The sequence below is a fragment of the Myxococcus sp. CA005 genome, from assembly GCF_006518205.1.
GTDB lineage: Bacteria > Myxococcota > Myxococcia > Myxococcales > Myxococcaceae > Myxococcus > Myxococcus xanthus.
The window spans coordinates 77079-102857 of record NZ_SRLV01000023.1; the positions used below are offsets into that span (position 1 = coordinate 77079).

General features: G+C 69.7%; 22 protein-coding genes. 15 read left to right on the forward strand and 7 right to left on the reverse strand.

From position 1 onward, the window contains the following. Nucleotides 1-103: 103 nt before the first annotated feature. The 6 genes from FMQ63_RS12915 to FMQ63_RS12940 all read left to right on the forward strand — a co-directional run bounded on the left by FMQ63_RS12915 (nt 104) and on the right by FMQ63_RS12940 (nt 8778). The gene (locus FMQ63_RS12915; RefSeq protein WP_011551704.1) at nt 104-1327 is read left to right on the forward strand and encodes an endonuclease domain-containing protein; all 1224 of its coding nucleotides are present in this window, start codon (nt 104-106) and stop codon (nt 1325-1327) included. Beyond that, nucleotides 1314-2315 (forward strand): hypothetical protein, encoded by a 1002-nt coding sequence (locus FMQ63_RS12920; RefSeq protein ID WP_020477724.1) that lies wholly within the window; start codon nt 1314-1316, stop codon nt 2313-2315. The genes FMQ63_RS12915 and FMQ63_RS12920 overlap by 14 nt, the downstream gene beginning before the upstream one ends. A gap of 20 nt (nt 2316-2335) precedes the next feature. After that, complete coding sequence (locus FMQ63_RS12925; protein WP_011551702.1) at nt 2336-5821, forward strand: DUF87 domain-containing protein; 3486 nt, start codon at nt 2336-2338, stop codon at nt 5819-5821. A gap of 94 nt (nt 5822-5915) precedes the next feature. Next, entirely contained in the window at nt 5916-7370 is a 1455-nt protein-coding gene (locus tag FMQ63_RS12930) for an anthranilate synthase component I family protein (RefSeq protein ID WP_011551701.1), read from the forward strand. Further along, nucleotides 7367-7936 (forward strand): aminodeoxychorismate/anthranilate synthase component II, encoded by a 570-nt coding sequence (locus FMQ63_RS12935; protein WP_011551700.1) that lies wholly within the window; start codon nt 7367-7369, stop codon nt 7934-7936. Before FMQ63_RS12930 ends, FMQ63_RS12935 begins: the two co-directional genes overlap by 4 nt. A gap of 17 nt (nt 7937-7953) precedes the next feature. Beyond that, nucleotides 7954-8778, forward strand: coding sequence for an aminotransferase class IV (locus tag FMQ63_RS12940; RefSeq protein ID WP_011551699.1), 825 nt, complete (start codon nt 7954-7956; stop codon nt 8776-8778). 18 nt (nt 8779-8796) lie between these two features. Here FMQ63_RS12940 and FMQ63_RS12945 read toward each other — a convergent pair whose 3' ends face one another. Next, a complete protein-coding gene (locus FMQ63_RS12945) occupies nt 8797-10344 on the reverse strand; it encodes a hypothetical protein (RefSeq protein WP_011551698.1) in 1548 nt (515 codons plus the stop codon). Between the two features lie 32 nt (nt 10345-10376). Further along, on the reverse strand, nt 10377-11177 hold the full coding sequence (locus FMQ63_RS12950; RefSeq protein ID WP_011551697.1) for a pseudouridine synthase: 801 nt from the start codon (nt 11175-11177) through the stop codon (nt 10377-10379). A gap of 187 nt (nt 11178-11364) precedes the next feature. Between FMQ63_RS12950 and FMQ63_RS12955 the strand changes: the two genes are divergently transcribed. From FMQ63_RS12955 to FMQ63_RS12965, 3 genes are all read left to right on the forward strand, one after another. Further along, on the forward strand, nt 11365-11802 hold the full coding sequence (locus FMQ63_RS12955) for a hypothetical protein (RefSeq protein ID WP_011551696.1): 438 nt from the start codon (nt 11365-11367) through the stop codon (nt 11800-11802). A gap of 14 nt (nt 11803-11816) precedes the next feature. Continuing rightward, a complete protein-coding gene (locus FMQ63_RS12960) occupies nt 11817-12038 on the forward strand; it encodes a hypothetical protein (protein ID WP_020477725.1) in 222 nt (73 codons plus the stop codon). A gap of 137 nt (nt 12039-12175) precedes the next feature. Further along, entirely contained in the window at nt 12176-13435 is a 1260-nt protein-coding gene (locus tag FMQ63_RS12965; RefSeq protein ID WP_020477726.1) for a threonine/serine exporter ThrE family protein, read from the forward strand. A 1-nt stretch (nt 13436) separates the two neighbouring features. Here FMQ63_RS12965 and FMQ63_RS12970 read toward each other — a convergent pair whose 3' ends face one another. After that, nucleotides 13437-13853: a hypothetical protein gene (locus FMQ63_RS12970; protein ID WP_011551693.1), complete on the reverse strand. Its 417-nt coding sequence runs from the start codon at nt 13851-13853 to the stop codon at nt 13437-13439. 121 nt (nt 13854-13974) lie between these two features. Here FMQ63_RS12970 and FMQ63_RS12975 point away from each other — a divergent pair, with 121 nt between their 5' ends. Further along, nucleotides 13975-15162, forward strand: coding sequence for an AI-2E family transporter (locus tag FMQ63_RS12975; RefSeq protein WP_011551692.1), 1188 nt, complete (start codon nt 13975-13977; stop codon nt 15160-15162). 75 nt (nt 15163-15237) lie between these two features. Here the strand turns inward: FMQ63_RS12975 and FMQ63_RS12980 are convergent, their stop codons facing one another. Both FMQ63_RS12980 and FMQ63_RS12985 read right to left on the reverse strand, forming a co-directional pair. Further along, a complete protein-coding gene (locus tag FMQ63_RS12980) occupies nt 15238-16971 on the reverse strand; it encodes a lamin tail domain-containing protein (protein ID WP_216608478.1) in 1734 nt (577 codons plus the stop codon). A 160-nt stretch (nt 16972-17131) separates the two neighbouring features. Next, nucleotides 17132-17602, reverse strand: a complete 471-nt coding sequence (locus FMQ63_RS12985) for a YqaA family protein (RefSeq protein WP_011551690.1) — start codon at nt 17600-17602, stop codon at nt 17132-17134. Nucleotides 17603-17821: 219 nt separating this feature from the next. Between FMQ63_RS12985 and FMQ63_RS12990 the strand changes: the two genes are divergently transcribed. Together FMQ63_RS12990 and FMQ63_RS12995 are read left to right on the forward strand one after the other, a co-directional pair. Beyond that, the gene (locus FMQ63_RS12990) at nt 17822-18979 is read left to right on the forward strand and encodes an MBL fold hydrolase (protein ID WP_011551689.1); all 1158 of its coding nucleotides are present in this window, start codon (nt 17822-17824) and stop codon (nt 18977-18979) included. A gap of 29 nt (nt 18980-19008) precedes the next feature. Then, nucleotides 19009-20205 carry a serine/threonine-protein kinase gene (locus tag FMQ63_RS12995; protein WP_020477727.1) on the forward strand — a complete coding sequence of 399 codons (1197 nt, stop codon included), beginning with the start codon at nt 19009-19011 and terminating at the stop codon, nt 20203-20205. A gap of 17 nt (nt 20206-20222) precedes the next feature. Here FMQ63_RS12995 and FMQ63_RS13000 read toward each other — a convergent pair whose 3' ends face one another. After that, the gene (locus FMQ63_RS13000; RefSeq protein WP_011551687.1) at nt 20223-21566 is read right to left on the reverse strand and encodes an MFS transporter; all 1344 of its coding nucleotides are present in this window, start codon (nt 21564-21566) and stop codon (nt 20223-20225) included. A gap of 100 nt (nt 21567-21666) precedes the next feature. On the opposite strand from FMQ63_RS13000, the gene FMQ63_RS13005 reads away from it, so the two are divergent. Next, on the forward strand, nt 21667-22602 hold the full coding sequence (locus tag FMQ63_RS13005; RefSeq protein ID WP_011551686.1) for a LysR family transcriptional regulator: 936 nt from the start codon (nt 21667-21669) through the stop codon (nt 22600-22602). A gap of 62 nt (nt 22603-22664) precedes the next feature. Then, complete coding sequence (locus tag FMQ63_RS13010; protein ID WP_011551685.1) at nt 22665-23066, forward strand: TfoX/Sxy family protein; 402 nt, start codon at nt 22665-22667, stop codon at nt 23064-23066. On the opposite strand, the gene FMQ63_RS13015 is transcribed toward FMQ63_RS13010, so the two are convergent. Continuing rightward, on the reverse strand, nt 23053-24702 hold the full coding sequence (locus FMQ63_RS13015) for an AMP-binding protein (RefSeq protein WP_026113812.1): 1650 nt from the start codon (nt 24700-24702) through the stop codon (nt 23053-23055). The two genes, FMQ63_RS13010 and FMQ63_RS13015, sit on opposite strands and share 14 nt — an antisense overlap. A gap of 210 nt (nt 24703-24912) precedes the next feature. Between FMQ63_RS13015 and epsC the strand changes: the two genes are divergently transcribed. Beyond that, a complete protein-coding gene (gene epsC, locus FMQ63_RS13020) occupies nt 24913-25758 on the forward strand; it encodes a serine O-acetyltransferase EpsC (protein ID WP_011551683.1) in 846 nt (281 codons plus the stop codon). Nucleotides 25759-25779 lie beyond the last annotated feature (21 nt).

Below are 25779 nucleotides of genomic sequence, written 5' to 3' on the forward strand. Positions count from 1 at the left end.
AGCTGTCCACACCTCCCCAGGGGGTTGCATCGAAGTCCATGAGAGGAGCAGGCTTCCAACCCTCCGCGAAGGCAGACCATCGCGCGACCTCGGGGGAAATGGCTTGCACCCACCATTGGATGCAGCGCTTCTCGGCTCACTGGACCGGCATGCCCGGAGACGCGCGCAAGGCATTGCAACGCTGAGCACGCTCGTCGGGCCGCCGGAGCGGGCGCTGACCGTCTGGACGGAGTGGATTCAGCGCCGGGGCTTGAGTGTCGTTGTCGTGGACGGGGATGACGTGCGCGCTGTCGTCTCCGCGTGGGCGGCGGCGCTCGCCAGGGAACGGGACCTGATGGGTGACGCGGAGGTGTTCGTCGTTCGCTCCCAGCCCCAGAACCAGGCACGGACGCTCCAGTTCCAAGGCAAGACGGCGCACCAGCGGCGCGTGTTGCTGGAAGGCCTGACGCCCCCGCAGGGACAGTCCGCCACCTGGGAGCTGTGCCGAGCCCTGCTGGAGAGCCCGGCCCCGCCGCCGTCCGGTGTGCTTCCAGACGCGGTGAGCCAGGCCATTGCGCGCGCGCCGCTGCCGGCCCTCCAAACGCTGATGGCATTGGTCCCCGCCGGAAGCACGCCGGCCCTGCGCGTGCGGGCCGGTCCCTCTGACTTCCGGGCGCTCCGCACCGCCGCGGCCCTGTGCACCGCGGCCCCCGCGCTCACGACGGGCTGCGTGCTCACCGCCGAGGGGCTCGCCGAGCACCTCCGGAGGGAGGAGTCCCACATCCTCGCCATGCTGCGGGAAGGCCGGCTGGACCTAGCCGAGCCGGAGCTCGACGAAGACACCCGCGAGTTCCCCGAGGCCGCGGTGGCGTCCACGCGCGCCCGGCTCCGGCAGGAAGGCTCGTCCGAACAGGTCGTCGCGCTCTACGACTCGGCGGTGCGCACCATCGCCTCGGCCTACCGGGACGCCAATGGCCGCGCCCGGAGCGAGGCGGAGAAGTTCCTGCACGCCCGGCTCCAGGACCATGCCTCCACTCGAGGCCTCTTCGTCCTCAATGGCCATGTGGATCCGGTCGGAGGTGGCCGGAGGCTGGAAGTGGACCTGCTCTGCACGGAGCTGAAGCTGGCTGTGGAAATCGACGGCTACTTCCACTTCCGCAGCCCCGACGGCTTCCGCCGAGACCGGCGCAAAGACGTTGCGCTCCAGTGCTCGGGCTACTGGGTGGTCCGCTTCCTCGCGGACGACGTGGTGACGCGACTGGAAGAGATTCTTGAAACCCTCGACACGTTGATTGCCACCCGCAGGGGTGAGCTCAGCGGGAAGGAAGCATCGAATGGGAAGCGCTGACCACCGGCTGTCAGGCATTGCCTTGTCCTGGCTCATGACGCGCAGCGAGCGGCGCGGTACGCGCAAGGAGTTGGAGGATGCACTCCGGCCCTTCGTGGAGCATCAGCTCAGCCGTGCGGAATGGAAGCTCCGTTTCGAGGCGCTCATGGAGGCGCTGCTGGGCGGAGGAACCGTGGCGGTGCGCGGGCGCAGCGGCTTGGAGCTGACGCCCAAGGGCCGGACAGAGGTGCTGCGCTTCCTCCAATTGGACCAGCCGCCGCGCGGGCTGACGTGGAAGAGGCTGAAGGCCACGCACCTGGTGGCGCGCAGCTTGGACCTGCGGCCATCGAAGGCGGTGTTGGCGCGGATGAAGGGTGCCGACGGCGTGCGCGCCGCCGCGCTTCAGCGCCAGCATGGGCTGGACACCGAGGAAGGCCTCACCCTGGCGCAGACGCGGGACCGGTTGTTGTGGCGGCAGCTCGGCGTCGAGACGGACCGGCCCTTCACCCTGGGCGCGGTGCAGGCCCACCTGCTCGGGAAGATGCTGGACGCGAAAACGATGGACCCGCGCAAGGGCGTGGAGCAGCTTGCGGCGCGTGCGGCGGGCGCCCCCCGCGTGGATGCGGAGGCCGTGCGCCTGTCCCTGATGCGACGGTGGGCTGTTGCGCAGGACGCCGACGCCTCCGAGGACGCGCCGGCGGACCGTGCATCCACGAGTCCAGACGCCCCTCCCTCTCCGGCGGCCTTCGCCGAGCGCGTGCTGTCGGTCGCCCGCGCCCTCCCCACGGGCCGCTTTGGCGAGAACAAGGTCTTCATCTCCCACGTGTGGAAGGCCCTCCAGCCGGAGTGGAGCACCCGCGAGGCATTCGACGCGGCGCTCCTGGAGGCCAACCGAACCCGCCTGTTGTCACTGACGCGCGCGGACCTCGTGTCCGCCATGGATCCGAATGACGTCGCCGATTCCGAGGTCCGGTCCTTCGGCGCCAGCTTCCACTTCGTCGTCGTCTAGCCCGAACCCAGGAGCGCCCCGTGGCCAACGACCCCCGCCTCGATATCTTCCTTGATGACTCTCGCGAGGTCTTCACCAGCGTCGAACAGGGCCAGCACATCTGGCAGGCGGACCCATTCGACGTGGAGGCCCTCAACGCGCCGGCTCGCCGCTCCTTCAAGCGGCTGCTCGACAAGGCGTCCTCGGACACGCCCCCGAGCGCCGGAAAGCTGCTGCTCCTGCTCGGCGAATCAGGCAGCGGCAAGACGCACCTGGTGCGCGCCTTCCGCAACCTCGCGCATGGTCAGCGGAAGGGCTTCGTCGGCTACATGCCGATGACCGTCGATGCGACCCAGTACGACCGCTACATCCTGTCCAACCTCATCGATTCCCTGGACAAGCCGTTCATTCGGGCGGGAGGCGATGACGACAGCGGGCTGATGCACCTGTCGGACGCGCTCATGGCCCAGTGCAACAGCGCATTCGTACTGCACCTGCAGGACGAGAAGATTCTGGAGGATGAAGAGCTGCACGGCACCATCCGGGCAGTGGCGGACGAGCTGCTGCTGGACCCTCGCTTCCGGGAAGTGGAAGTCGACCTGCTGCGCGCCCTCATCTACCTGCATCGAAGAGACCCTCGGCTCAATCGCCGCATCTTCCACTGGCTGCGCTGCGAGGAACTGTCCGAGGCGGACCAGCGCGTCATTGGCAACCTCATCCCCCGGACCGCCGACGATGCGCCGGCGCGGATGGTGGAACACCTGGGGCGACTGATGGGCGGCCTGGGCCAGGCGCTCGTGCTCTGCGTCGACCAGGTCGAGGACGTCAGCGACTTCGAGCAGCGCCCACAGATGGAGAACTCCTTCCGGCGCGCGATGAACAGCCTGGCGGCCATCGCGAGCAAGGTGCCTCGCGCGGTCGTGGTCTTCTGCTGCCTCGCCGACTACTGGGCGAAGATGAAGCCCCTGCTCAACCAGGGAACGGTGGATCGCATCGAGAACGACCCCGAGCCCGTGACGCTGGAGCGGACCGTGACGGCCGAAACGGCCAGGGACCTCGCGGCGCGGCGACTTCATGACCTGTTTGAACAGCGAGGCTTCGCGGTCTCCCCGTCGGACCCGACCTGGCCCATTCCGGCGAACGGCTTCGACGCGCTGGGCGGCCACCGCGCACGCGATGTCCTGGATGAGTGCCGCCGCTACCGCGACCGCGCCATCCAGGACGGCAAGCTGCCCGCCAACTTCCCGCTGCAACGTCCCCAGGGCCCGGGCGTGGCGAAGACACCTTTGGCTCAGCAGCAGCAAGTCTCCAAGCTGGATATGGACCAACTGTGGACGGACTTCCGCGCCACCCTGCGAATTGACCCACCCGAAGAGCCCGCGCGTGTCGCGGAACTGCTGGCCTGGGCCATTGAAGCCGGCGGCAAGGAGCTCGGAGACGCGAAGCGCTTCGACGTCAAGCCCAAGGACAAGGAGATGCTGGACGTCCAGGTCCACCCGGAGGGAAGCAAGCTCCTCGTCGCGCTGTGTGAGCGGGACTCGCGTGGCGGCGGCCTCGGCAGGCAGATGACCGAAGCGCTCAAGAAAGCCGCGGGAAAGACACCTGTGGTGGTGCGGACCACCGACTTCCCTCCAGCCCGCCCCGGCGGTGTCGTCGCCGAGCAATTGGGCGCGCTGCTCCGCAAGGGCGGACGCCGGGTCGTCGTCGGAGACACGGAGCTTCGGGACCTCATGGCCCTGCGCAATTTCCGTGAGAGGCATGCGGGTGAAGCCGCCCTCCTGGAATGGAGCCGGACGGCTCGCCCCATCACCCGGCTCAAGTCCGTGAGCGACATCCTGGGGCTGGAGAAGCCGGACGCCCCGCCCAAGGGTGGCACGGGTGTCCCGATGGGCAATGTCGGAGCCCGGAGCACCGCAACCAAGGCACAGACGGAGCTGTTCAACAGCCCACCGACGTTGCCGTATGGAACGCCTGTCCCGGCCCAAGTCCTCTCGGGAGCGAAGTCCACCCCTCCGGCCCGCGCCGAAACGAGCGCACTGGAGGCGAGAGGCGTGCGCTCCGCCCGCGAGCCCATCGCCGCCCAGCGGGCCAGGCAAGGCCGGGCCGAATCCCTTTCGGATGACCCGTTGCAGGACATCACCATCGAATCGCCGATGCTGACGGGCCGCACCATGACACCGCCCCAGGGAATGAAGCCCCCCATCGGATTCAGGGGCAACGCGAGCCCCGCCGCTCCGACGCCCTCCCCACGTCCCCCGGAAACACTCACAGGACCGCTGCGGATTGGCTCCTCGGAAGGTGTGTTCAGCCAGGTGGTGACCGTGGACCCGTCCGAGCTGACCCGCCACAGCGCCTTCCTCGGCACCACGGGAAGCGGCAAGACGACGCTGGCGCTCAACGTCCTGGAGCAACTGCTCCTCCGCGGTGTGCCCGCCATCCTCGTCGACCGGAAGGGGGACCTCGCCGCGTACGCACGTGACCTCTCCTGGGAGGAACATCTGGACGACCCCGCCCTCATCGAGCGGCGCCGCCTGCTGCGCGAGCGCGTCGAGGTCGCGCTCTACACGCCGGGCCGCTCCGACGGGCGGCCGCTGGCCATCCCTGTGATTCCACGCGGCCTTGAAAGCCTGTCGCCGGAAGAGCGTGAGCAAGGTGTGCAGCAGGCCGCGGACGCCATCGCGGGCATGCTCGAATACAAGACCAGCCCCAATGACAAGGCAGCCCGGGCGCTGCTCACGCAGGCCTTGCGCCTGTTGGTCCAGCGGCCTCCGGGCACTGAACTGACCCTGGAGATGGTCCAGAAGTTCGTCGCGGAGCAGGACGAGTCGCTCCGGCAGGAAACGGGGGGCCTGCCAACCAAGACGTTCGCCAAGCTCGCCCAGGACCTCGAAGTGCTCCGGCTCGACCTCCGCCCCCTGCTGGCAACGGGTGGAGAACGTCTGGACATCAGCGAACTGCTGGGGCTCGGCGCCGCGAGCACACCGGGCAAGACGCGCCTGAGCATCATCAGCACCAAGTACCTGGGAGACCTCAGCCGCGTCCGCTTCTGGGTGTCTCAACTGCTGCTGGAGGCGAACCGCTGGACCAGCCAGCACCCCGCCTCCAGGCTCCAGGCCGTCATGCTCTTCGACGAAGCCGACATCTATCTGCCCGCGACGAGCAAGCCCGCGACGAAGCAGCCGATGGAGAACCTGCTCAAGCGCGCGCGCTCGGCGGGCGTGGGCGTCATGCTGGGTACGCAGAGCCCGGGAGACCTGGACTACAAGTGCCGGGAGAACGTGCGCACCTGGTTCGTCGGCGGGGTGAAGGAAGACAACGCCCTGAAGAAGCTCAAGCCCATGTTCACCGAGGCCCGCATCGATGCCGAAACCCGCCTCCCCGGCCAGAAGCCGGGCCAGTTCCATGTCCTGCGCGAAGGGAAGGTCCAGCAACTGAAGGCGGACCGCTCCGCGATTCGCACCGACCAGCTCTCCGAGGACGAAATCCTCAAGGAGGCACGCCGCACGCTGGAACGCGGCTCACGCTGACCGCACGGAACGTTCATTCCACCGGCCCCCCCTGCCCGGGGGGCCATGGACGACTCGAACTGGACGGAACGTTCCTGGTATCAAGCGCCTCGACATGAGCCGCCCGCCCTCCCCCACGCGCTTCCCGGACCGGACGTCCTTCGAGACGTTCGTGGCCCAGGGCTACAACCAGGTGCCCGTGGTGCGGCGGCTCCCGCTCGGGGCGCTGCGTCCCGTGGACCTCCTGCGAGCCCTCCCAGCGGAAAGCCGGTTCCTGCTGGAGAGCACCCGGGTCAGCGCCGAGGGGCGCTATTCGTTCCTCGGCGCGAAGCCCTTCCTGCGTTTCACCGCGAAAGAGGGACAGTGCTTCATTGATGGCGCGCTCCAGCAGGGTACGCCGCAGGAGGTGCTGCGCTCGCTGCTGCGCCGGTGGCGTGGCGTGCGTCATCCCGGAATGCCGCTCTTCTGCGGCGGCGCGGTGGGCTTCTTCGGCTACGAGGCCGCGCACTGTTTCGAGTCCCTGCCCCGGCACCCACGGGACGACCTGCACCTGCCCGAAATCGACCTGTCATTCATCGACACCTTCCTGACGGTGGACCACCACGAGGGCCAATTGCTCCTGGTGGCCACGGGCTCGGACTGGGAGGACTGTGAGCGCAGGTTGGACGCGTTGGAGGTCCACGTCCGCACCGCGACGCCCACGGCGCCACGCGTGCCACCCGCGATGGATGGGCCCACCTCGGCGTATCGCTCCAACTTCACCCTCGATGCTTACCTGGACGCAGTCGAGCGCGTGCGCGAGTACATCCGCGCCGGTGACACGTATCAGGTCAATCTCTCGCAGCGGCTGGAGGTGGACTTTCCCGGTGAGCCGCTCGCGCTCTACGAGACGCTGTCCGCCATCAACCCCGTCCACTTCGCCAGCTATCTCGAAGGTGACGGCTTCCACGTCGTCAGCGCCTCACCGGAGCGGCTGGTGCGTGTGGAGAACGGCCGAGCCACCACGCGGCCCATCGCCGGAACGCGCCGACGGGGCACGCCCGAAGAGGAAGCGCGCTTCGTCCACGAGCTGCGCACCAACGAGAAGGAGCGCGCCGAGCACGCCATGCTGGTGGACCTGGAGCGCAACGACCTGGGCCGGGTGTGCACCTATGGCTCGGTCGAGGTGACGAAGCTGATGGACATCGTCGAGTACGCCCACGTCCTCCACATTGAATCGGAGGTCGTCGGCCAGCTCGCGCCGGGCGTGGAGCCGCTGGACGTGGTGGGCGCGCTCTTCCCAGGCGGGACGATTACGGGCGTGCCGAAGATACGCACGATGCAAATCATCACCGAGCTGGAGCCACATGCGCGCGGGCTCTATACGGGCTCGCTGGGGTACCTGTCCTTCACGGGTGATTTGGATTTGAACATCGTCATCCGCACGCTGGTGGTGAAGGACGGCCAGGCCTACGCGCAGGTGGGAGGCGGCATCGTCCACGACTCGCAGCCCCGACAGGAATACAAGGAGACGCTCAACAAGGCGCGCTCGCAGCTCCTGGCCCTGGCATCGGTGGGGAGGCCGGGATGATTCTCGTCATCGACAACTTCGATTCCTTCACCTTCAACCTCGTGCAGGCGCTGGGTGCCCAGGGCGCCGAGCTGAAGGTGGTGCGCAATGACGCCATCACTGTCGCGCAGGTCGAAGCGCTCCGGCCCGACCACATCCTCATCTCGCCCGGTCCCTGCACGCCCCACGAAGCGGGCGTGTCCATGGACGTCATCCGGGCCCTGGGCGGGCGGGTGCCCGTGCTCGGGGTGTGCTTGGGGCATCAGTGCCTGGGCCAGGTGTTCGGCGCGAAGGTGGTGCGCGCACCGGTGCCCGTGCACGGCAAGACGGCGACCATCGAGCACTCGGGCCAGGGCGTCTTCCGAGGACTGCCCGCCCCCTTCACCGCGGCCCGTTATCACTCCCTGGTCGTGGACGCGGAGAGCCTGCCGGCGTGCCTGGAGGTGACGGCGTGGCAGGATGGGCTCATCATGGGCCTCAAGCACCGCGAGCTGCCGCGCCTGGAAGGCGTCCAGTTCCACCCCGAATCGTTCCTCACGCCCCAGGGGCCCCAACTGCTCGCCAACTTCCTGGAGCCGGCGCACTGAGCGCACAGGAGGCCGCCATGTTCTCCACGGTCGCGGTGGACGGTGAGGTACGGCGCTGGGAAGAACTGCACCTGCGGGACTTCGCGCAGGGCTTCTTCTTCGGCGCGGGCTTCTTCACCACCTTCCGCATCGAGGCCGGCGAGCCCTGGTTCCTCGCCCGGCACCTGGCGCGGCTGCGCGCGAGCCTGGCCGCCTTCCCCGGCGCCGTCCGCACGCCACCGTCGGAGCACCTCGCGAAAGCCGCGGTGCGCGAAGCGATTGAGCGCTGCCTGCGAGCCGACGCCGCGATGGGCCCCGCGTTTCGAGGTGTGGGCAAGTTGTCGGCAAGTGATGGCCGGGTGCTGCTCACCTTCCGCGAGCACGCCCCAGACCTGGAGCGGATGCACCGCGAGGGACGGGCCCTGGACAGTCAGGAGCCGGGGGCATACCGCCGCGGCGAGCCCACGCTGAATCACAAGGGCCTCGCCTACTTCCGGCAGTTCAGTGTGATGGAGCGCCTGCCCCTGCTCGGCAATGAGGCCGGCGAGGTCTGCGAGCTGCCCACGGCCAACGTCTTCTTCCAGTGCGGTGGGGTACTCGTCACGCCGCCTCTGTCCGCGCCGTGTCTCCCCGGCATCATCCGCGAAGTGCTTCTGGAGGCCGGACATGTGGGGACGCTGCCCATCGTGGAGCGGCCTGTCTCGTTCGCCCAGCTCGCGCAGGTGAGCGCCTGCGTCTTCACCAACTCCGCCCAGGTGGCCACCGGTGTACCGAGCCTCCTCGGCCGGCCGCTCCCCACCAGCCTGGCGCTGGCACAGGGCATCCGGAGCCTCGTCGAGGCCGTCGCGGCGCGCGAGCGCTGAGGCCCACGCGGCGGATGCCTACGGCGCGGGTATCGCCTCGCGTCCGTCCACGGGAGTCGCGCGGCCCACGGGACGGATTTCCCAGACGGTGGACCAGTAGGCGTTCGTCTCCAACCGGGCGACCTCGACGGCCTCGAAGGCAGCCGCGTCGACAGGCGGAGGCCTGGTATCGAACCAGAAGAAACGCTCGTAGGCGGCGCCGTGCCGCAGCAGGTAGGCCCCCAATGTCTGCCGCGTCAGGAAACCTCGCTCGGGGTAGCCATCCGCTACCACGGGGGCACGTGAGAAGGGATGGCCCCACCAGAGCTGCGGCCCCAGGAGCAGGTCCCGCTCGGTGACGTGGGCCTCTACCCACGCCGGCAGCGGGGCAACGCGCTCGCGAAGGTGTTGCAGCCCTAGCCGGGGCTGACGGACGCGCGCGTGCAGCGGCGCCCAGAGGTGTCCCGCCACCACCACCACGCCAGTGATGATGAGCACCGGAGGTGACATCAACCGGGAACGCTCCACGAGCGACACCAACACCGCCGCCGTCACCGGCACCAGCCCCACGCCCAGCGGCGCCAGCAGCCGGCCATCCAGCGTGTCCATCTGCGTGCGGGTGGCCGTCCAGAACAGGCCCACGACATACGACACGGCCATCAGCGCCGCGGGCCGCAGCCGCTCCAGCGATGCATCCGGCGGGCGCTCCCCCCGAACACCGCGCAGCGCGGGCATCAGCAGCCACACCGTGGCCGCCACGCAGAGCACACCGAACGCGCCGAAGGACGCCTCCCCCAACAGGGTCTCCACCCCACTGAGCAGCGAGGACAAGAGCCCCGCGCCACGTGGTGCCCTCGGCGGCCCCATGGCGCGGCCGAACAACACACCGTTCCGGACGAACCACGGCGCCACCACGAGTCCGAGCCCCGCACCCAGCGCCAGTGCATGCACGACATGCCGCCGCGGTACCCCCGCCTCACGCGCCCGGACGAAGCGCCACAACAGGAGCCCGGGCAGGACGAACAGCGCCGCGTAGCGAGTCAGCACCGCCAGGCCCAGCAGCGCCCCCACCAGGAAGGAACGGCCGACACTGTCCGCGCCCCGGACCTCCCGCGCCAGGGCGAGCGCGAGCAATGCGACGCACAAGGGCTCGGACCACGCCGCCGCCGCCACGTGCCCGAAGGGACGGTAGAGGACGATGAGCACCGCGCACGTCCAGATGTAGCGCGCGCCCTGTCCCTCGGGAGCCATGGAGAAGAGCGCCGCGGCGAGCACGGCGAAGCACAGCAGGTGAAGGGTGATGACCGCCGCATCCGGCCCCAGCCACAACAGGGCGGCCCAGGCCATGGGAAACAGGGGCGGCCACAAGTCCAACGGCCGGGGCATGGCCGTGTCCACCGCGAGCAGCGTGCCCGACAGCCCCGAGCCCGACAGCAGCCCACGCGCCACGGAGAGGTAGTGCAGCGAGTCCGGCGTGTACTCGACGCCCAGGCAGAAGAGGCTGAAGGCCGCCGTGACGCCGAAGACACCGAGCCAGAAGGCCCGTGCGGGGAAGCCGCCACGCGCACGGGCCACGGAATCGTCCATGGCCCCGGAGTCTACACGCGGCGGGTGCGGCCTCAGGAGACGGAGAAGGACAACCCCTGGGACACTTCCTCGTCCGTCAGCAACCGCCACGCGCCCTCGGGCACGTCCAGCGTCACGCCGCCCACGGCCTCGCGGTGCAGGGTCCGCACCGGATGTCCCACCGCCGCCAGCATCCGCTTCACCTGGTGGTTGCGCCCTTCCGTCAGGGTGAGCTCCACCACGTCCGGCGCGCGCAGCCGGGCACCCGCGGGCCGCGTCGGGCCGTCCTCCAGCACCAGGCCCTCACGCAGCCGGCGGAGCGCATCCTCCGGTGGCGGCCCCACCACGCCCGCCACGTAGCGCTTGGGCAGGTGCCGCTCGGGCGACGTCCCGTGTTGGACCAGACGTTCGTCGTTGGTGAAGAGCAGCAACCCCGTGGTGTCCCGGTCCAGACGGCCCACCGCGAGCCACTCATAGTCGCGCAGCGGTTGGGTGAGCCGCTCACGCAGACACTCGAACACGGTGCCCACGCCCTCCGCGTCCGAGCCGTGCACCACCAGCCCCGCTGGCTTGTGGAACATCAGCGTCAACACGGGCGCCTCCAGGTTCCGCACCAGCCCGTCCACCCGCACTTCCATCTCCGGACGCACCGGCGCGAAGGGCTCGTGCTCCACCCGCCCATCGAGCGTCACCCGTCCCTCACGGATGGCCGCTTCCGCCTGGGCGCGAGGCATCACTCCGGCCTTCCCCAGGGCCCTCGCCAACCAGTCCGACCTTCCGGAGGGTTGCACGTCCTCCGGCCCCCTCCGGCGTGCCGCTTCCAGCCACCTCGGGGTCCGCTGCTTCCGCGCCATCCACCCACGTCCTCTCTCATTCCACCCACCTTCGCCCGCGCCCTCCACCGCCCACCCTGCCTGCGTACCAGGCTCCGTCCAGGCCAGCCATGCAGCATGTCTACCTTCTGAGGCGAAGGCACGCGGGGACGATGACCTGTGAAGCCCTCGCGACAGTTTCCCCCCCTCGGAACCTGAAGGAGTCAGCATGGGAAGCGTCATTGACGGCAGCATCCAAGGCAGCGGGTACGGGCAGCGCTCGAAAGAGGGCTCTCGCATCGCCCGTGGCGAGCCCGGCACCTCCGGAATCGCGCAGGCCGGCAAGGAGCAGGCGAAGCAATTGGGCAGCGCCGCGAAGAAGCGCGTCTACCAACAGGTGGAGAGCCGCCGGGGTGACGTGGCCAAGGGAATGCGGGGACTCGTTTCCACGCTGGAGAGCATCTCGGGCAGGGAGGAGGCGAAAGTGGCGCGGCCGCTGCTTGGCAGCGCGGCGGGACTGCTTCGCCGCACGTCCGACCGGCTGGAGAACGAAACCACCGAAGAGCTGCTCGCGGATGCCCAGACACAGGTCCGCGAGCGGCCCGGACTCTTCATCGCGGGGTGCGTGGCCGCGGGCTTCGTCCTCGGCCGGCTCATCAAGTCTTGAGGGAAGCGCCCAGAATGGAACCCACGATTCCCCACCGGGACGCAGACGGCTTCGGAGCGCTCTTCTCCGAGTTCACCGAGCAGGCACGCCGACGGGTCCGCGCCGAGCTGCGGGAGGAGGGACAGCAAGCGCCTGGCGGCACAGGGCGCTCGAATCAGGAAGCGTCCGACACCTCCAGCGTCACCGCGAGCCACATCGAAACGACCCGCTTGGAGGATTCAGGAAAAACGCGCTGATGGGCGGAACTCCCAGGAGGAGGCGGACCTGAACCCGCGACGTTGAAGGTGCGAGGCGCCGGGCCCAGGCAGGTGGGCTGCGCCCCTGGAACCAGGGGTGTGCCCACTGCCGTTTGACTCAGCCTGAAGCCTCTGCCATGTGCGCCGCCGTGGCCGTCCCTCCTGAACTCCGCACCGCCGTCAGTCATCCCCCGCCGCCGGGCCCCGCCGTCGCCTTCACCATCCGGCTGGGCGAGGCGCTGCACCGCTACGGCACGCCCGCGCATCGCCTGGAGCTGCTGATGCAGCGGGTGTCGGAGCGCTTCGGACTGGAGGGGCGCTTCTTCTCCACCCCCACGTCCATCTTCTCGTCCTTCGGGCCGCCGGAGGCGCTGCGCACCTCGCTCATCCGCGTGGAACCGGGGGACATGGACCTGGAGCGGCTGACGCTGCTGGACACGTTGGCGGACGACGTCATCCACGGTCAGGTGCCCCCGACGGAAGGGGCCCAGCGCGTGGACGCCATCCTCGCGCAGCCCGAGCGCTTCGGCCCCGCGCTCCAGCTCCTGTGCTGGACGCTCGCGGGCGGCGCCGCGGGGCGGTTGTTCGGCGGAGGCCTCAAGGAGATGGCGGTGGCCGCGTTCAGCAGCCTGCTAATCGGCACCCTGAACGTGCTCACCCGGAAGCAGCCCTCCACGGCCCGGGTGTTGGAGCCGGTGGCCGCCATCCTGTCCTCCGCCGTCGCCGCGCTGGCCGCGAGCCTGATGGGGCCGCTGTCCGCGCAGGTGGCCACGCTGGCGGGCCTCATCGTCCTGCTCCCCGGCCTGTCCCTGACGGTGGCCATCAACGAGCTGGCCACCCGCAACCTCATCTCCGGCACCTCACGGCTCACGGCGGCGGCGCTCGTCTTCCTCCAGTTGGGCTTCGGCGTGGCCCTGGGCAGCCGGCTGTCGGTGGTGCTGCCCGAGCCGCCCGTGGCGCCGCTGCCGCCCGCGCTGCCGGACTGGACTCAGTTGCCCATGCTGCTGGTGGCCATCTTCGCGGTGTGCGTGCTCTTCCGCGCGCGCCCCAGGGATTGGGGCTGGATTGCCGGAGCCTGCACCTTCGCCTTCGCGGGGGCCCGTCTGGGCTCGCTGCTGCTGGGGGCTCAGTTGGGCGCCTTCGTGGGCGCGCTGCTGCTGGCCATGGGCAGCAACGCGCTGGCCCGGCTGCGCAACAAGCCCTCCATCACCACGCTGGTGCCCGGGCTCATGCTCCTGGTGCCCGGCAGTGTGGGCTTCCGCAGCCTGTCATCCCTGCTGGAGCGGGACGTGGTGGCCGGCGTGGACACGGCCTTCTCCATGCTGATGGTGGCCGTGGCGTTGGTGGCCGGACTGCTGTCCGCCAACGCCCTGGTCCCCACGCGCAAGGTGCTCTGACTCAGCCCAGGCGGGTGACGTACACCGCCACCAGCGTCAGCAGGAAGTAGTGCACCAGTCCGCCCGCGCCGGCGTAGTCCTTCGCCAGCCGCTGGCCGAAGAAGAGCGCCACCAGCGACACCGCGGAGAGCAGCGCGCCCCAGAAGGCCAGCGTCGCGCTGCCCGTGGCCACCAGCGACACCAGCCCCGCGGCGCTGAGCGCGCCCGCCGCCAGCTCCAGCACGGTGACGGTGGCCAGCATCAGCGGCACCACGCCGCGCAGGGGGCTCTTGGAAAAGTGGCCCGTGAGCCAGCCCAGGTTGCCCTTCCAGTCGATGACCTTGTCGAGGCCAGACTGGAGGAAGAGGATGGCCAGGAAGACGGCGCAGAGCGCCTGGAGCAGCCAGACAGTGAATTGGGTGGATTCGAAGGGCGGCATGGCGCGGCCACTCTAGCCGCCCTGGGGCCGGGCCCAAGCCTTCTTGGCAGGACAGCAGGCGGGCAGGCAAAAGCGCCTCCCGTCCCTACCCTTCTGTGATGGCCGCCCTACCTTGACGGGTATGGCAACCGAGCAGACCGCCCGGCGGGTGTTCACTGGCCTCATCATCCTTTCCATCATCCTGCTCGCCCTGGTTGTCCGCCCGTTCGCCAAGGCCTTCTTCCTGGCGGCGGTGCTCGCGGGAACCTTCTACGGCCTCTACTCGCGGCTGAGCCGGAAGCTCCGCGGACACAACAACCTGGCGGCGGGGGTCATCGTCTCGGGAGTCATCCTGGCCCTGCTCCTCCCCCTGGGTGGTCTCACGGCCTTCATCGTCACCGAGGTGTCGGACGGCGTGAAGTTCGTCTCTGACACGGTGCAGCGGGAAGGGGTGGAAGGACTGATTGGCAAGATTCCCAGCCCCGTGCGAGGCCCGGTAGAGAGGCTGCTGGAGCGCATCCCCCTGGAGCAGGCCCAGCTCGACGAGACGCTCCAGCAGCAGGTGAGCACCCAGGGCGGCACAGCGGCGCGGGCCGTCACCGGCGCGGTGGCCGCGACGGGCTCCATCGCGTTCCAGACGGTGATGATGCTCATCGCCCTCTTCTTCCTGCTGACGGAGGGCGCGCGGCTGGTGAGTTGGGTGGAGAGCGTCTCGCCCCTGCGGCGCGGCCAGACGCGTGAAATCCTGCGGGAGTTCCGCAGCGTCTCCGTGGCGGTGCTCGTCTCGTCGGTGGCCACCGCGGGCGTGCAGGCGGCGGCGGCGCTCGTCGGTTTCCTCATCGCCCGCGTCCCCGCGGCGCTCTTCTTCGCGGGCGTGGCGTTCTTCATGGCGCTCATCCCCGCCGTGGGCGCCGCCATCGTGGTGCTGGTCGCCGCGGCGCTGATGTTCTTCAGCGGCCACCCGTGGGCGGCGCTGTTCCTCGCCATCTGGGGCACGGTGGTGGTGGGGCTGGTGGACAACATCGTGAAGCCGCTGCTGGCCAGGCGCGGCATGCACCAGCACGCGGCCATCGTCTTCTTCGCGCTGCTCGGAGGCCTGGCCGCGTTTGGCACGGTGGGCCTGCTGTTGGGGCCCCTCATCGTGGCCTTCTTCCTGGCCCTGCTGCGCATCTACGAGCGCGACTACGGCCGGCCCACGCCGCGCCCCGGAGACCCGGCCACGCCCGGAGGTCCGAGCGGCGACGAAAGCCTCATCATCCGCCCGTCCGTGCTGTCGGCGGAGACGCGCGAGCGCGTGCCCCTGTCGCCCACGCCGCCGGAGAACCACTGAGGCTCCGCTGAAACAACACGGCCCTGCTTCCCGCGCGAACGGGAAGCAGGGCCGCGACACTTCAAGCGGGGAGGCTCAGAACGCCGAGCCGTTGACGCGACGGCCCGGCGAGGACTGCAGGCTGGACAGGCTGGTGTGCAGCACGAAGGTCGCCGTGGCGCCCAGGTCCGGGCTGCGGTTGGCGGACACGCCATCCGTGCCACTCACACCGGAGGACAACACCGCGGACTCCACCACCGTGCCAGTCGCCGTCTTCACGGTGACGGTGTCACCGCTGTTGGACAGGCCCAGCGTGCCCGTGGAGGCGGACACCGCGTTGGGCGTGCCGGCCGGGATGCCCGCCGCGCCGCCGAACACCACGATGACGCCGCCCGCCGCCAGCGAGGTGCCACCGGGGAAGGTGTGACGCAGGCTGGCCGCGTCGGACACCGTCCACCCGCTCAGGTCCACCGCCCCGGTGCCCGTGTTCACCAACTCCACGAACTCGCCCGCGACGTTCGAGCCCGGCTCGTTGACCATCACCTCGTTGATGATGACCTTGCCCGTGCCGCCCGTCGGCACCGTGGTGATGGTGAAGGCCGCGTTGCTGAGGTCGCTGACGCTCGCGTTGGACGCGTCGCTGATGCGGACCTGCGCGGTGGTGGTGGCGCTGGACGGCACCGTCCACGCGTAGCTGCCCGCGGAGGCGGCCGTGCTGGCGGCCAGCGTGCTCCAGGTGCTGCCATTGAGCGTGTACTCCAGCTTCACGTTCGTGACGCTGGTCGACGTCCAGGTGATGTCGCGCACGCTCCCGCCCGCCCAGCTCTCACCGCCGTTGGGCGACGTCACCGTGACGGAGGCATTGTTGCCGGGCGAGCTGTCGCCCGGGATGAGGAAGTCCTTGATGACGGCCATGTGCTGCATGCCAGAGGCCCCGCTGTCACCGGACAGCGCGGGCGCGATGTCGCTCAGCGGCGAGTAGACGCGCGTATCCACCACCAGGCCGTTGGTGAAGGTGCTGCCACCGATGACAACGGGCGTCTGGTACGCGAACAGGTCGCTGTCCACCAGCACGTGGTCATACGGGGCGTTGCGGCCCGCGTTGGTGTTGGTGTTGCCATTCTTGTCCGCCGGGTGCGGGCCCGCCGTGCGCACCACCTGGGACAGCGTGCTGAATGCGGACTCGTTGCGGCTGCCGGTGTTCAAGTCTCCGCCGATGACGAGGTAGTCGCCCGCGGGGATGTTGGCCTTGATGCGGCTGACCAGATTGCTGGCCTCCGAGTTGCGGTTGCTGCTGCCCGTGGTGAGGAAGTGCACGCTCACCGCCCAGAGGTCCTTCGGGCCCGGCACGTCGATGCGCGCCCAGGCGAAGTCGCGGTTGGAGACGTACGGGTCATCCCACTCGCCCGAGGCGATGATGGGGTAGCGGCTGATGATGCCGTTGGGAATCTGCGCCCCACCCTCGCGGTAGTAGTGGAACTGCGTGCCGAACGTCGTGTCCACGAAGCCACGGATGTCCGCCGCGGAGTTCGACTTGTAGTTGAACTCCTGAATCATCACCACGTCGGCGTCCGTGCCCTGGAAGATGCGGATGCCGTGGCCCGGGTCGTAGTCCTGCCCGTTGCCGCTGGACGTGTTGGCCGCCACCAGGCGAAGACGGACCTCACCCAGCGCGTCCTGCCGCTGCCCGACTTCCGCGCCGTCGAGCCCCACGGACTCCAGCGCCGTGTCCTCGCCACCACACGCCGCGAGCACCGCCAGCAACAGCGCGGCGACATGTCGCCGCCAGTTCGACTGCACATGGCTTGAAGGAGTTGCGTCGTCACGCATGATGTCCGGTCCTGCCCCCTGACAAGGAGCTGTTGAGTGGTCGGATGAGACATCCACACGCTACCCGATTCACAGGGAATGCGATGCTCACCCGTTTCCTTTATCGAGCGGAACGCAGACACGTTGCGTGAAACATCGGTGAAACCGTCTGGGACGGGCACTACAGCGTGGCGGCGGCGGACAGGGCGACGGCGAGATAACGAAGGCCCTTGCCGAGCGTGACGAAGAAGACGAAAGGCAGCGGGCGCACCCCCAGCATGCCGCCGGCGATGACGAACGCGTCACCCACCACGGGCATCCAGGACATGATGAGCGCGGGCGCGCCCCACTTCCGCGTCCAGGCCTCCACGCGCTGCATGCGAGGCCCCTCCTTCTCACGGCGCCGCGCGTACCAGCGCCCCAAGGCGCCTCCACCACCACCCGCCACCCACCGGCCCAGCACGTAGAGCGACAGCGCGCCCAGCACGTTGCCCGTGGTGGCCACTCCGATGGCGGTAACGGGCGCCGTCCCGCCGTAGACGAGCGCGGCCAGCAGCGCCTCCGACGGCACTGGAACCACGGAGCCCGCAAGCATCGCGACGAGGAACAACCCCGGGAGGCCCCAGGTGGCGAGTACGGACGGGTCGGGCATCAACGATTCGAAGGTGAGAGGCCCCAAGCCTGCCATGCCCACCGCCGCGGCGCACGCATTCAGACACCCAGGGCGCAAGACCTGCGCCCCCTCCCACCCGCGCGCAAGGATTGCGCCCCATCCCCGCCCGCGGACAGGTGCCCCAGGGGAGAAAAGGCCACGGCGCAGCGCTTGCTAAGGGGAGGGGCATACACCCGAAAGGGAAGGAACGCCGCGCCCATGAGCAGCACCATCGCCCCAGTCCCAAGCCCGAGCCAGAGCTCCGACCTCCGCCTCGTGCCGGTGGAGATTGCCCCCGAGACGTTCTGGGTGGGCAAGCGCGAGCCCGGCAACATCTTCTACGCCAACCCCTACCTGCTGCGCTTCCGCGGTACGGACAAGAAGACGCAGCGGCCCACGGAGTTCAACCTCCTCATCGACCCGGGCTCGAGCAGCGACTTCTCCACCATCCACACCAAGGTGACGTCGCTCATTGGTGGCATGGAGCGGCTGTCGGCCATGTTCATCAACCACCAGGACCCGGACGTGGGCTCGTCGGCGAGCATCATCTCCGCGCGCTACGCGCCCCGGGCCGGGCTGCTGTGCTCGGAGGACACCTGGCGGCTCATCGTCCACCAGAACCTGCCGCGCCACCGCTTCATCCCCACGGAGAAGTTCGCGCAGGGCCTCAGCGTGCCCACGGGCCACCGGTTGCTGCCGGTTCCCTCGCCCTTCTGCCACTTCCGCGGCGCCGTCATGCTCTATGACCCGCAGACGCGCGTGCTCTTCACCGGAGACCTCTTTGGCGGGCTCACCGACTCCAACGCCAAGGGCATCTGGGCGGACGAATCCGACTGGGCGGGCATCCGCGCCTTCCATCAAATCTACATGCCGGTGAACTCCGCGCTGCAACGCACGGTGGCGGCCATCCGCAAGCTGGAGCCGGGCGTGGAGATGATTGCGCCGCAGCACGGCCGCATCATCCGGGGGCCGCTGGTGCAGCAGTTCCTGGACCGGATGGAGAAGCTCCAGGTGGGCCTGGACATCATGGACGAGGCCCAGGACCGCACGCACCTGCAGGCCTGGAATGCCGTGCTGGACCGGGTGGTGTCGCTGGCGCGCGGCTACCTGGGTGACTCCGTGGAGGCCAAGCTGGCCGCGAGCCCGGAGCTGTCGGACACAGCGCAGTACGACGGCACGCGGCTGGTGGTGAGCCGCCTGGGCAAGTGGACGCTGGAGCACGTGGTGGACCTGCTGTGCCACGGCGAGCCGCCGGAGATTGCCGGCCCCATCATCGTCGAGGCCACCAGCGCCGCGGCCGAGTACAACCTGCCCACGCCGCACCTGGACATCGAGGGCGTGGGGGCACCGTCCCACGTTTCGCTGCTCGACCCCTGACAGCGACGACGCAGACGAGGGAGGCCGAGGTGCACTCGACCGACGACGAAGAAGGCGTGGCGTACCTGGGGGGTGCCGCGCCGGAGCCGCAATTGCGGGTGACTCCGCCGCCGGCCATCGTGAAGCCGCCGCCCCGCGCCGGCCTCCCCCCTGTCCCGCAGCGGATGGAAACCCCTCCCGACGCGACATTCCATCCGGTGACGCCACCACCGGCCCTGTCGCTCGGGGAGACCCTGCGGCCAGTGACGCCCATGTCGCCGCACGGCACGATGCTCCAGGGCATCGTGGTGCCCGCGCCCTCCAGCGTCGTGCGAGGCCTGGTGCCCGGCCAGACGGTGGCCCAGCGATACCGCGTGGAGCGCTGGCTGGGCGCCGGGGGCAGCTCTACCGTGTACGAGGCCACCGACCTCCACCAGGACATGCGCGTGGCCCTCAAGGTCCTCGCGGTGCCCCATGCGGATGCCGCGATGGTGGCGCGCTTCCGCCAGGAGGTGGAGCACGCCCGGGCGCTGGAGCACGTCAACATCCTGCGTGTCTTCGATGCGGGCGTGGACGGCGAGCGGCACTTCCTCACCGTGGAGTTGCTGGATGGCGTGGATTTGCGTCAGCGGCTGCTGGAGCGGCGCGCCACGTTGGCGGAGGCGCTGCGCTGGCTCACCCACGCGACGGTGGCGCTGGAACACGCGCACGGCCGGGGCGTGCTCCACCGCGACGTGAAGCCCGCCAACCTCTTCATCACCCGCACCGGCGTGCTCAAGCTGATGGACTTCGGGCTCGCCAAGAGCACGCACGTCATGGGGACGACGGCCCAGGGCGCGGTGCTCGGCACGCCGGAGTACATGGCTCCCGAGCAGGTGACGGGCAACCCCGCGGTGTCACCCGCCACGGACCTGTACGCGCTCGGCGTGGTGGCCTACGAGCTGTTCACCGGACAGCTTCCGTTCCGCCACCCGGAGCCCGTGCCGCTGATGTTCCTGCACGTCCAGGAGCGCCCCGTCCCGCCGCGCACATTGCGACCGGCGCTGCCGGAGCCCTTCGAGCGCGTCGTGCTGCGGCTGCTGGAGAAACGCCCCGACGACCGCTACCGGTCCGCTGCCGAGCTCCGCACCGCGCTGGCGAAGCTGTGGCCCCACGCACTGAATGGTGATGCGTCGGTGGCGGCACGAGCACCGGCGCCGCCCCTCGCGCGCGCCCGAGCACCGGGCCCGGGAGGCGGCACGGGCTGAGAGAAACGTGCCCGCTGTCACGCCCCCGATGCCGCTGGCTCCGTCCTGCCCGGAGCCAACAGCGCCAACCCGAGCGCCGCGACGGCCGTGAGTCCAGCGGCGATGCCGAACTGCAGGGCGAAGTGCCCGCTGGCCAGCGCGAGCAACGCCACCGCCAGTGAGCCGCCCAGAAGCCGCGTGGCGTAGAGCGCGCTGGTGACGATGCCCCGGTGGTGCCAGGGCGCGCGGGACTGCGGTCCAATCAGCGACGTGCTGGCGGCGGGCCCCAGCCCCAGGCCGAGCACCGCCAGCCCCATCAGCGCCGCGGGCACACCCCAGCCCCGTGCGGCGGCCAATGACAGCCACCCGGCCCCCAGCGCCGCCACCGCGAAGCCCACGCCGGCGCTCAGTCGCATGCCTCCGCGCACCAGCAGCTTCACGCCGAAGGTGGAGCCCACGGACCAGCCCAGCAGCATCGGCAGCAGCGCCAGTCCCGCCGCCAGTGGCGTGTGACCGCCTTGCTCCGTCATCCACAACGGCACCCACGCGGCCATGCTGTACAGCAGCGAGCCGCCCGCGATGCCGCCCACGATGCCGCTGAGCACCGCGCGATCTCTCAGCAACTCCGCCGGAAGCAACGGAGACACCGTCGTGCGTTGCTGCCACACCAGCAGCCAGCCCGCGCCCACGGCGGCCAGCGCGCAGGCCCACCGCAGGCTCGCGGCCCCCGGCTCCAACGAGAAGAGGAGCAGCGCCGCCGAGGAGCCCGCGAGCACGGGCCCCCACCGGTCCATGCGGACCTCCGGACGGCGAGGCGGGTCGCGGTAGGAGAGGTACAGCAGCGCCGCGGCGAACAGGCCCACCGGCACGTTGACCAGGAACACCCAGCGCCACGAGGCGTGCATCACCAGCCAGCCGCCAATGAGCGGCCCCACGACGTTGCCCGCGCCCCAGGCCCCTGTGAACAGCCCCTGCACGGCGACGCGCTCACGCAGCGTGTAGAGGTCGGCGGAGATGGTGAGCGTGGTGGGCTGCAACGCGCCCGCGCCCAAGCCCTGGATGACCCGGAAGGCAATGAGCCCCGGCACCGAGTCCGCCAGGCCACACAGCGCGGAGCCCACCAGGAACAACCCCATGCCCGAGAAGAAGACGGGCTTGCGTCCCAGCCGGTCCGCCAGCTTCCCGGAGACGAGCACGCCGACGGTGGAGGCAAAGAGGAAGGCGGAGAACACCCACGAGTAGAGGTGCTGACCTCCCAGCTCCCGGGTGATGGTGGGCATGGCACTCGTCACGACGGTGCCTTCGAACGCGCTGACCACCAGGGCCAGCAACACCGCGCCTGTCGCTGTCCGCCGCGCCACGCCTGGACGCGCGCTGACCATGGGCTCCGCTGTGACGCCGCTTCCGTCCATTACCTCTCTGTACGCCCCAGGCCCCCATGCGGAAACCGCATCTTCCGCATAGGCTTTTTGCGGAATCCGCATGACCTCCGAACAGCTCCGAGCCTTCCTCGAAGTCGCCCGGGCGGGACGCCTGGCCACCGCCGCGCGTGGGCTGGGTCTGTCCCAGTCCGGCCTCTCCCGGCAGCTCCAATCACTCGAGGCCGCCCTGGGCACGCGCTTGCTCGTCCGCACGCCAGGGGGCACGGTGCTGACAGACGCGGGAGAGCGCTTCCTGCCTCATGCCCAGCGCGCCCTGGACGCACTGACGGCGGGCACCTCGGAGCTGGAGCGGCTGTCGGGGACGCCACACGGCGTGGTGTCGCTCGGCACGCTGCATACCGTGGGGGCGTACCTGCTGCCGGACATCATCCCGGCCTTCGCGCGCCAGTTCCCGGAGGTCCGGCCTCGGCTGAGCGAGGGACTGGCACCGGCCATGGAGGAAGGCGTGGCACGCGGCGCCCTGGACCTGGCCATCCTCTCCCTCCCCGTGCGGCGCGCGGACCTGGTGGCGCAGCGACTGTGGGAGGAGTCCCTGGTGCTCGCCGTCCCGCGTGGACACCGGCTGACGAAGTCAGGCAAGCCCGTGACGATGGACGAGGCCGTGGAAGAGCCCTGGGTCGTCATCCCCGGCATGAGCGGCACCCGAGCGATGGAGGCCGCCTGTGAGGCGCGGGGCGTGACACCCCGCCTGGCGGTGGAGACGGACAACGCGGAGGCCATGCGCCGCATGGTGGAGCGCGGCCTGGGCGTGGCGATGGTGCCGCAGTTGATGGCCCGAGACCACCATGCCCAGGGCTTCGATGTGGTGCCCCTGGCGCGCGCCGGGGTGAAGCGGCAGGTGGCGCTGATACACCGGGGAGAGGGCTACCTCACGGCCGCGGCGCGGGCGCTCAAGTCCTTCATCGTGGAGAGCGTGCGCGCCATGCCCGAACCCTGGGGCACGAGGAAGGCGGCTCCAGGCGCTCGGGTGCGCTAGCGTGCCGCGGCCGATGGCGCCGTCTTCACGAGGCGAGGCCCATCGGGACACGGAGACGCACGATGGCCCGGACGGACAGCTTCGTTGAGTACACGGTGGAACTGCTGGAGAAGCTGGGGCCCGTGAAGTCCCGGTCGATGTTCGGCGGCTGGGGGCTCTACCTCGGCGGACGGATGTTCGGGCTCATCGGCGGCGGTCAGTTGTTCCTGAAGGTGGATGACGTCACCAAGCCGGACTTCCAGGCCGCCGGATGCCGGCCGTTCATCTACGAAGGCATGAAGACCCCGGTGGAGATGGGCTATTGGACGCCGCCCGCGGACGCGGCGGATGACGCCTACGCGCTCCTGCCCTGGGCCCGGAAGGCCGTGGACGCGGCGAACCGGGCCGCGTTGAAGAAGGCCCAGAAGACGGCACGAAAGAAGGCACCGGCGAAGAAGCGCACCTCGCGCGTCAAGCCGTCTTGATGGCCGCGGCGTCCTCCAGCCCCAGCTCCACGACGGACGCCTCGCGCATCTTGAACTTCTGCACCTTGCCCGTCACCGTCATCGGGAACGCGTCCACGAACTTGAAGTAGCGGGGAATCTTGAAGGACGCGATGCGGCCCGCGCAGAACCGGGTCAGCTCCTCGGCGGTGAGCGTCGCGCCGGGCTTCACCCGCACCCAGGCCATGACCTCCTCGCCGTACCTCTTGCTCGGCACGCCAATGACTTGCGTCTCGCTGACGCCCGGGTGCGCGTGGAGGAACTCCTCGACCTCGCGCGGGGAGATGTTCTCACCGCCCCGGATGATGGTGTCCTTGATGCGGCCCACCACCTTCACGTAGCCCTCGTCGTCCATCACCGCGAGGTCGCCCGTGTGCATCCACCCGGCGGCGTCCACGGCCGCGGCGGTGGCCTCGGGGTTGGCCCAGTACCCCAGCATGACGCTGTACCCACGCGTGCACAGCTCGCCCGGCGAGCCGCGAGGAACCACCTCACCCGAGCCCGCGTCGATGACCTTGACCTCCAGGTGCGGATGCACGCGCCCCACGGTGGACACGCGCTTGTCCAGCGGCTCGTCCAGCGCGCTCTGCGTGGACACCGGCGACGTCTCCGTCATGCCGTAGCAGATGGTCACCTCGCGCATGTGCATGCGCGACTGCACCTGCTTCATCACCTCCACCGGGCACGGCGAGCCCGCCATGACACCGGTGCGCAGCGTCGACAAATCGAACTCACCGAAGCGCGGATGGTCCAGCTCCGCGATGAACATCGTGGGCACGCCGTACAGCGACGTGCAGCGCTCGGCCTGCACCGTCTGGAGCACCGTCAGCGGGTCGAACGCCTCGGCGGGAATCACCATGGTGGCGCCGTGGCTGGTACAGGCCAGGTTGCCAATCACCATGCCGAAGCAGTGGTAGAACGGCACCGGGATGCACACCCGGTCCTCGGGGCCGTAGCGAAGGGCCTCCCCGATGAAGAAGCCGTTGTTCAAGACATTGTGGTGCGACAGCGTGGCGCCCTTCGGGAAGCCTGTCGTTCCCGACGTGTATTGGATGTTGATGGCGTCATCGAACTGGAGCGACGCCTCGCGGGCGGCCAACGCGTCCTCCGAAACATCCTCCGCGCCATCGAGCAGCCGCTGCCAGTCGTCCTCCAGGACGAGCGCCGCCGCCAGGCCGGCACAGCGCGGCCGGACCTCTTTCACCATGCCCCGGTAGTCCGTCTGCCGGAAGCCCCGTGCGTGGAGCAGCACCTTGGTGCCGGACTGGTTGAGGGCGTACTCCAGCTCCGAGGTGCGGTAGGCCGGGTTGATGTTGACCAGGATGGCGCCGATACGGGCCGTGGCGTACTGGACGGCCACCCATTCGAAGCGGTTGGGTGACCAGAGCCCCACCCGGTCCCCCTTCTGAACGCCCAGGGCCATCAGCCCCCGGGCCACCTGCGAGGTGAGCGCCCAGAGCTGTTGATACGTGGCCCGAAACCCCTGGGACGCCACCACCAGGGCCTCCCGGTCGCCGTGGCGCTCGACGGTGCGGCGCAGGTTCTGGCCAATCGTCTCCCCCAGCAGCGGGGTGGTGCTGGTGCCATGGGCGTAGGAAGGGACCGGGTTTTGGGACATGGGCGTCATCGTCCCGCCCAGGCGGACACGCGGCAAGCGCCGCGAACCACCGCTGTCCAGCGCGTGGCAGGGGGGCATGGGGGAAGGCGGCATGCACTGCCAGCGAGGGCCCCCGGGGGGCCAGTCCCCTCCTGGGAAACGACAGTCAGCCCTGAAATCAGCCATTACGCCGTGCAGCCAGCCCACGCACCGCGTTAGAAACCGGGACTCATGGATGACTCCAACGCCAGGCTGGTCGCGGCCCTGCTGGAAGCCCGGCAGCGACACTGCTTCCCTGCGGACGTACGGCGCGCTGCCCCCGAATTCGTAGGCCAGGTGCTCGGCCTGCTCTTCCCCCACTTCGCCGAGCGCCTGGAGTGTACGGCCGCGGCCGTCCACCGCGACGTCACCACCGTGGAGGCCAGCCTCCACCGCATCCGGGACACGCTGGCGCCCCTGTACCCGGGCATTGAACGGGACTTGCCGGCGCGCTTCATGGAGCGGCTGCCCGGCCTCTATGACTGGCTGCGACAGGACGCGGACGCCATCTTCGAGGCGGACCCGGCCGCGCGCACCGTGGACGAGGTCATCCTCACCTACCCGGGCTTCACCGCCATCGCCATCTACCGGGTGGCCAACGCGCTGCACGCCCTGGGCTTCCCGCTGCTGCCTCGCTTGCTCACGGAGTACGCGCACCAGCGAACCGGCGTGGACATCCACCCGGGTGCCACCATTGGCCGGCGCTTCGTCATCGACCATGGCACTGGCGTCGTCATCGGTGAGACGACGCTCATTGGCGACAACGTCAAAATCTATCAGGGCGTCACCCTGGGCGCGCTCGTCGTGGAGAAGGGGCTGACGGACAAGAAGCGTCACCCCACCATCGAGGACGACGTGGTGGTGTACGCCAACGCCACCATCCTGGGCGGAGAAACCGTGGTGGGCCGGGGCAGCATCATCGCCGGCAACGCCTGGCTCACGCAGAGCATCCCTTCTCAATCCGTGGTTACCCGCCGCAGCGAGGTGCGTCAGCGCGGCGAGAATGGCTCGCTGGACGCACTCGAATTCCACATCTGACCCACCGACGAGGCCCCCGAC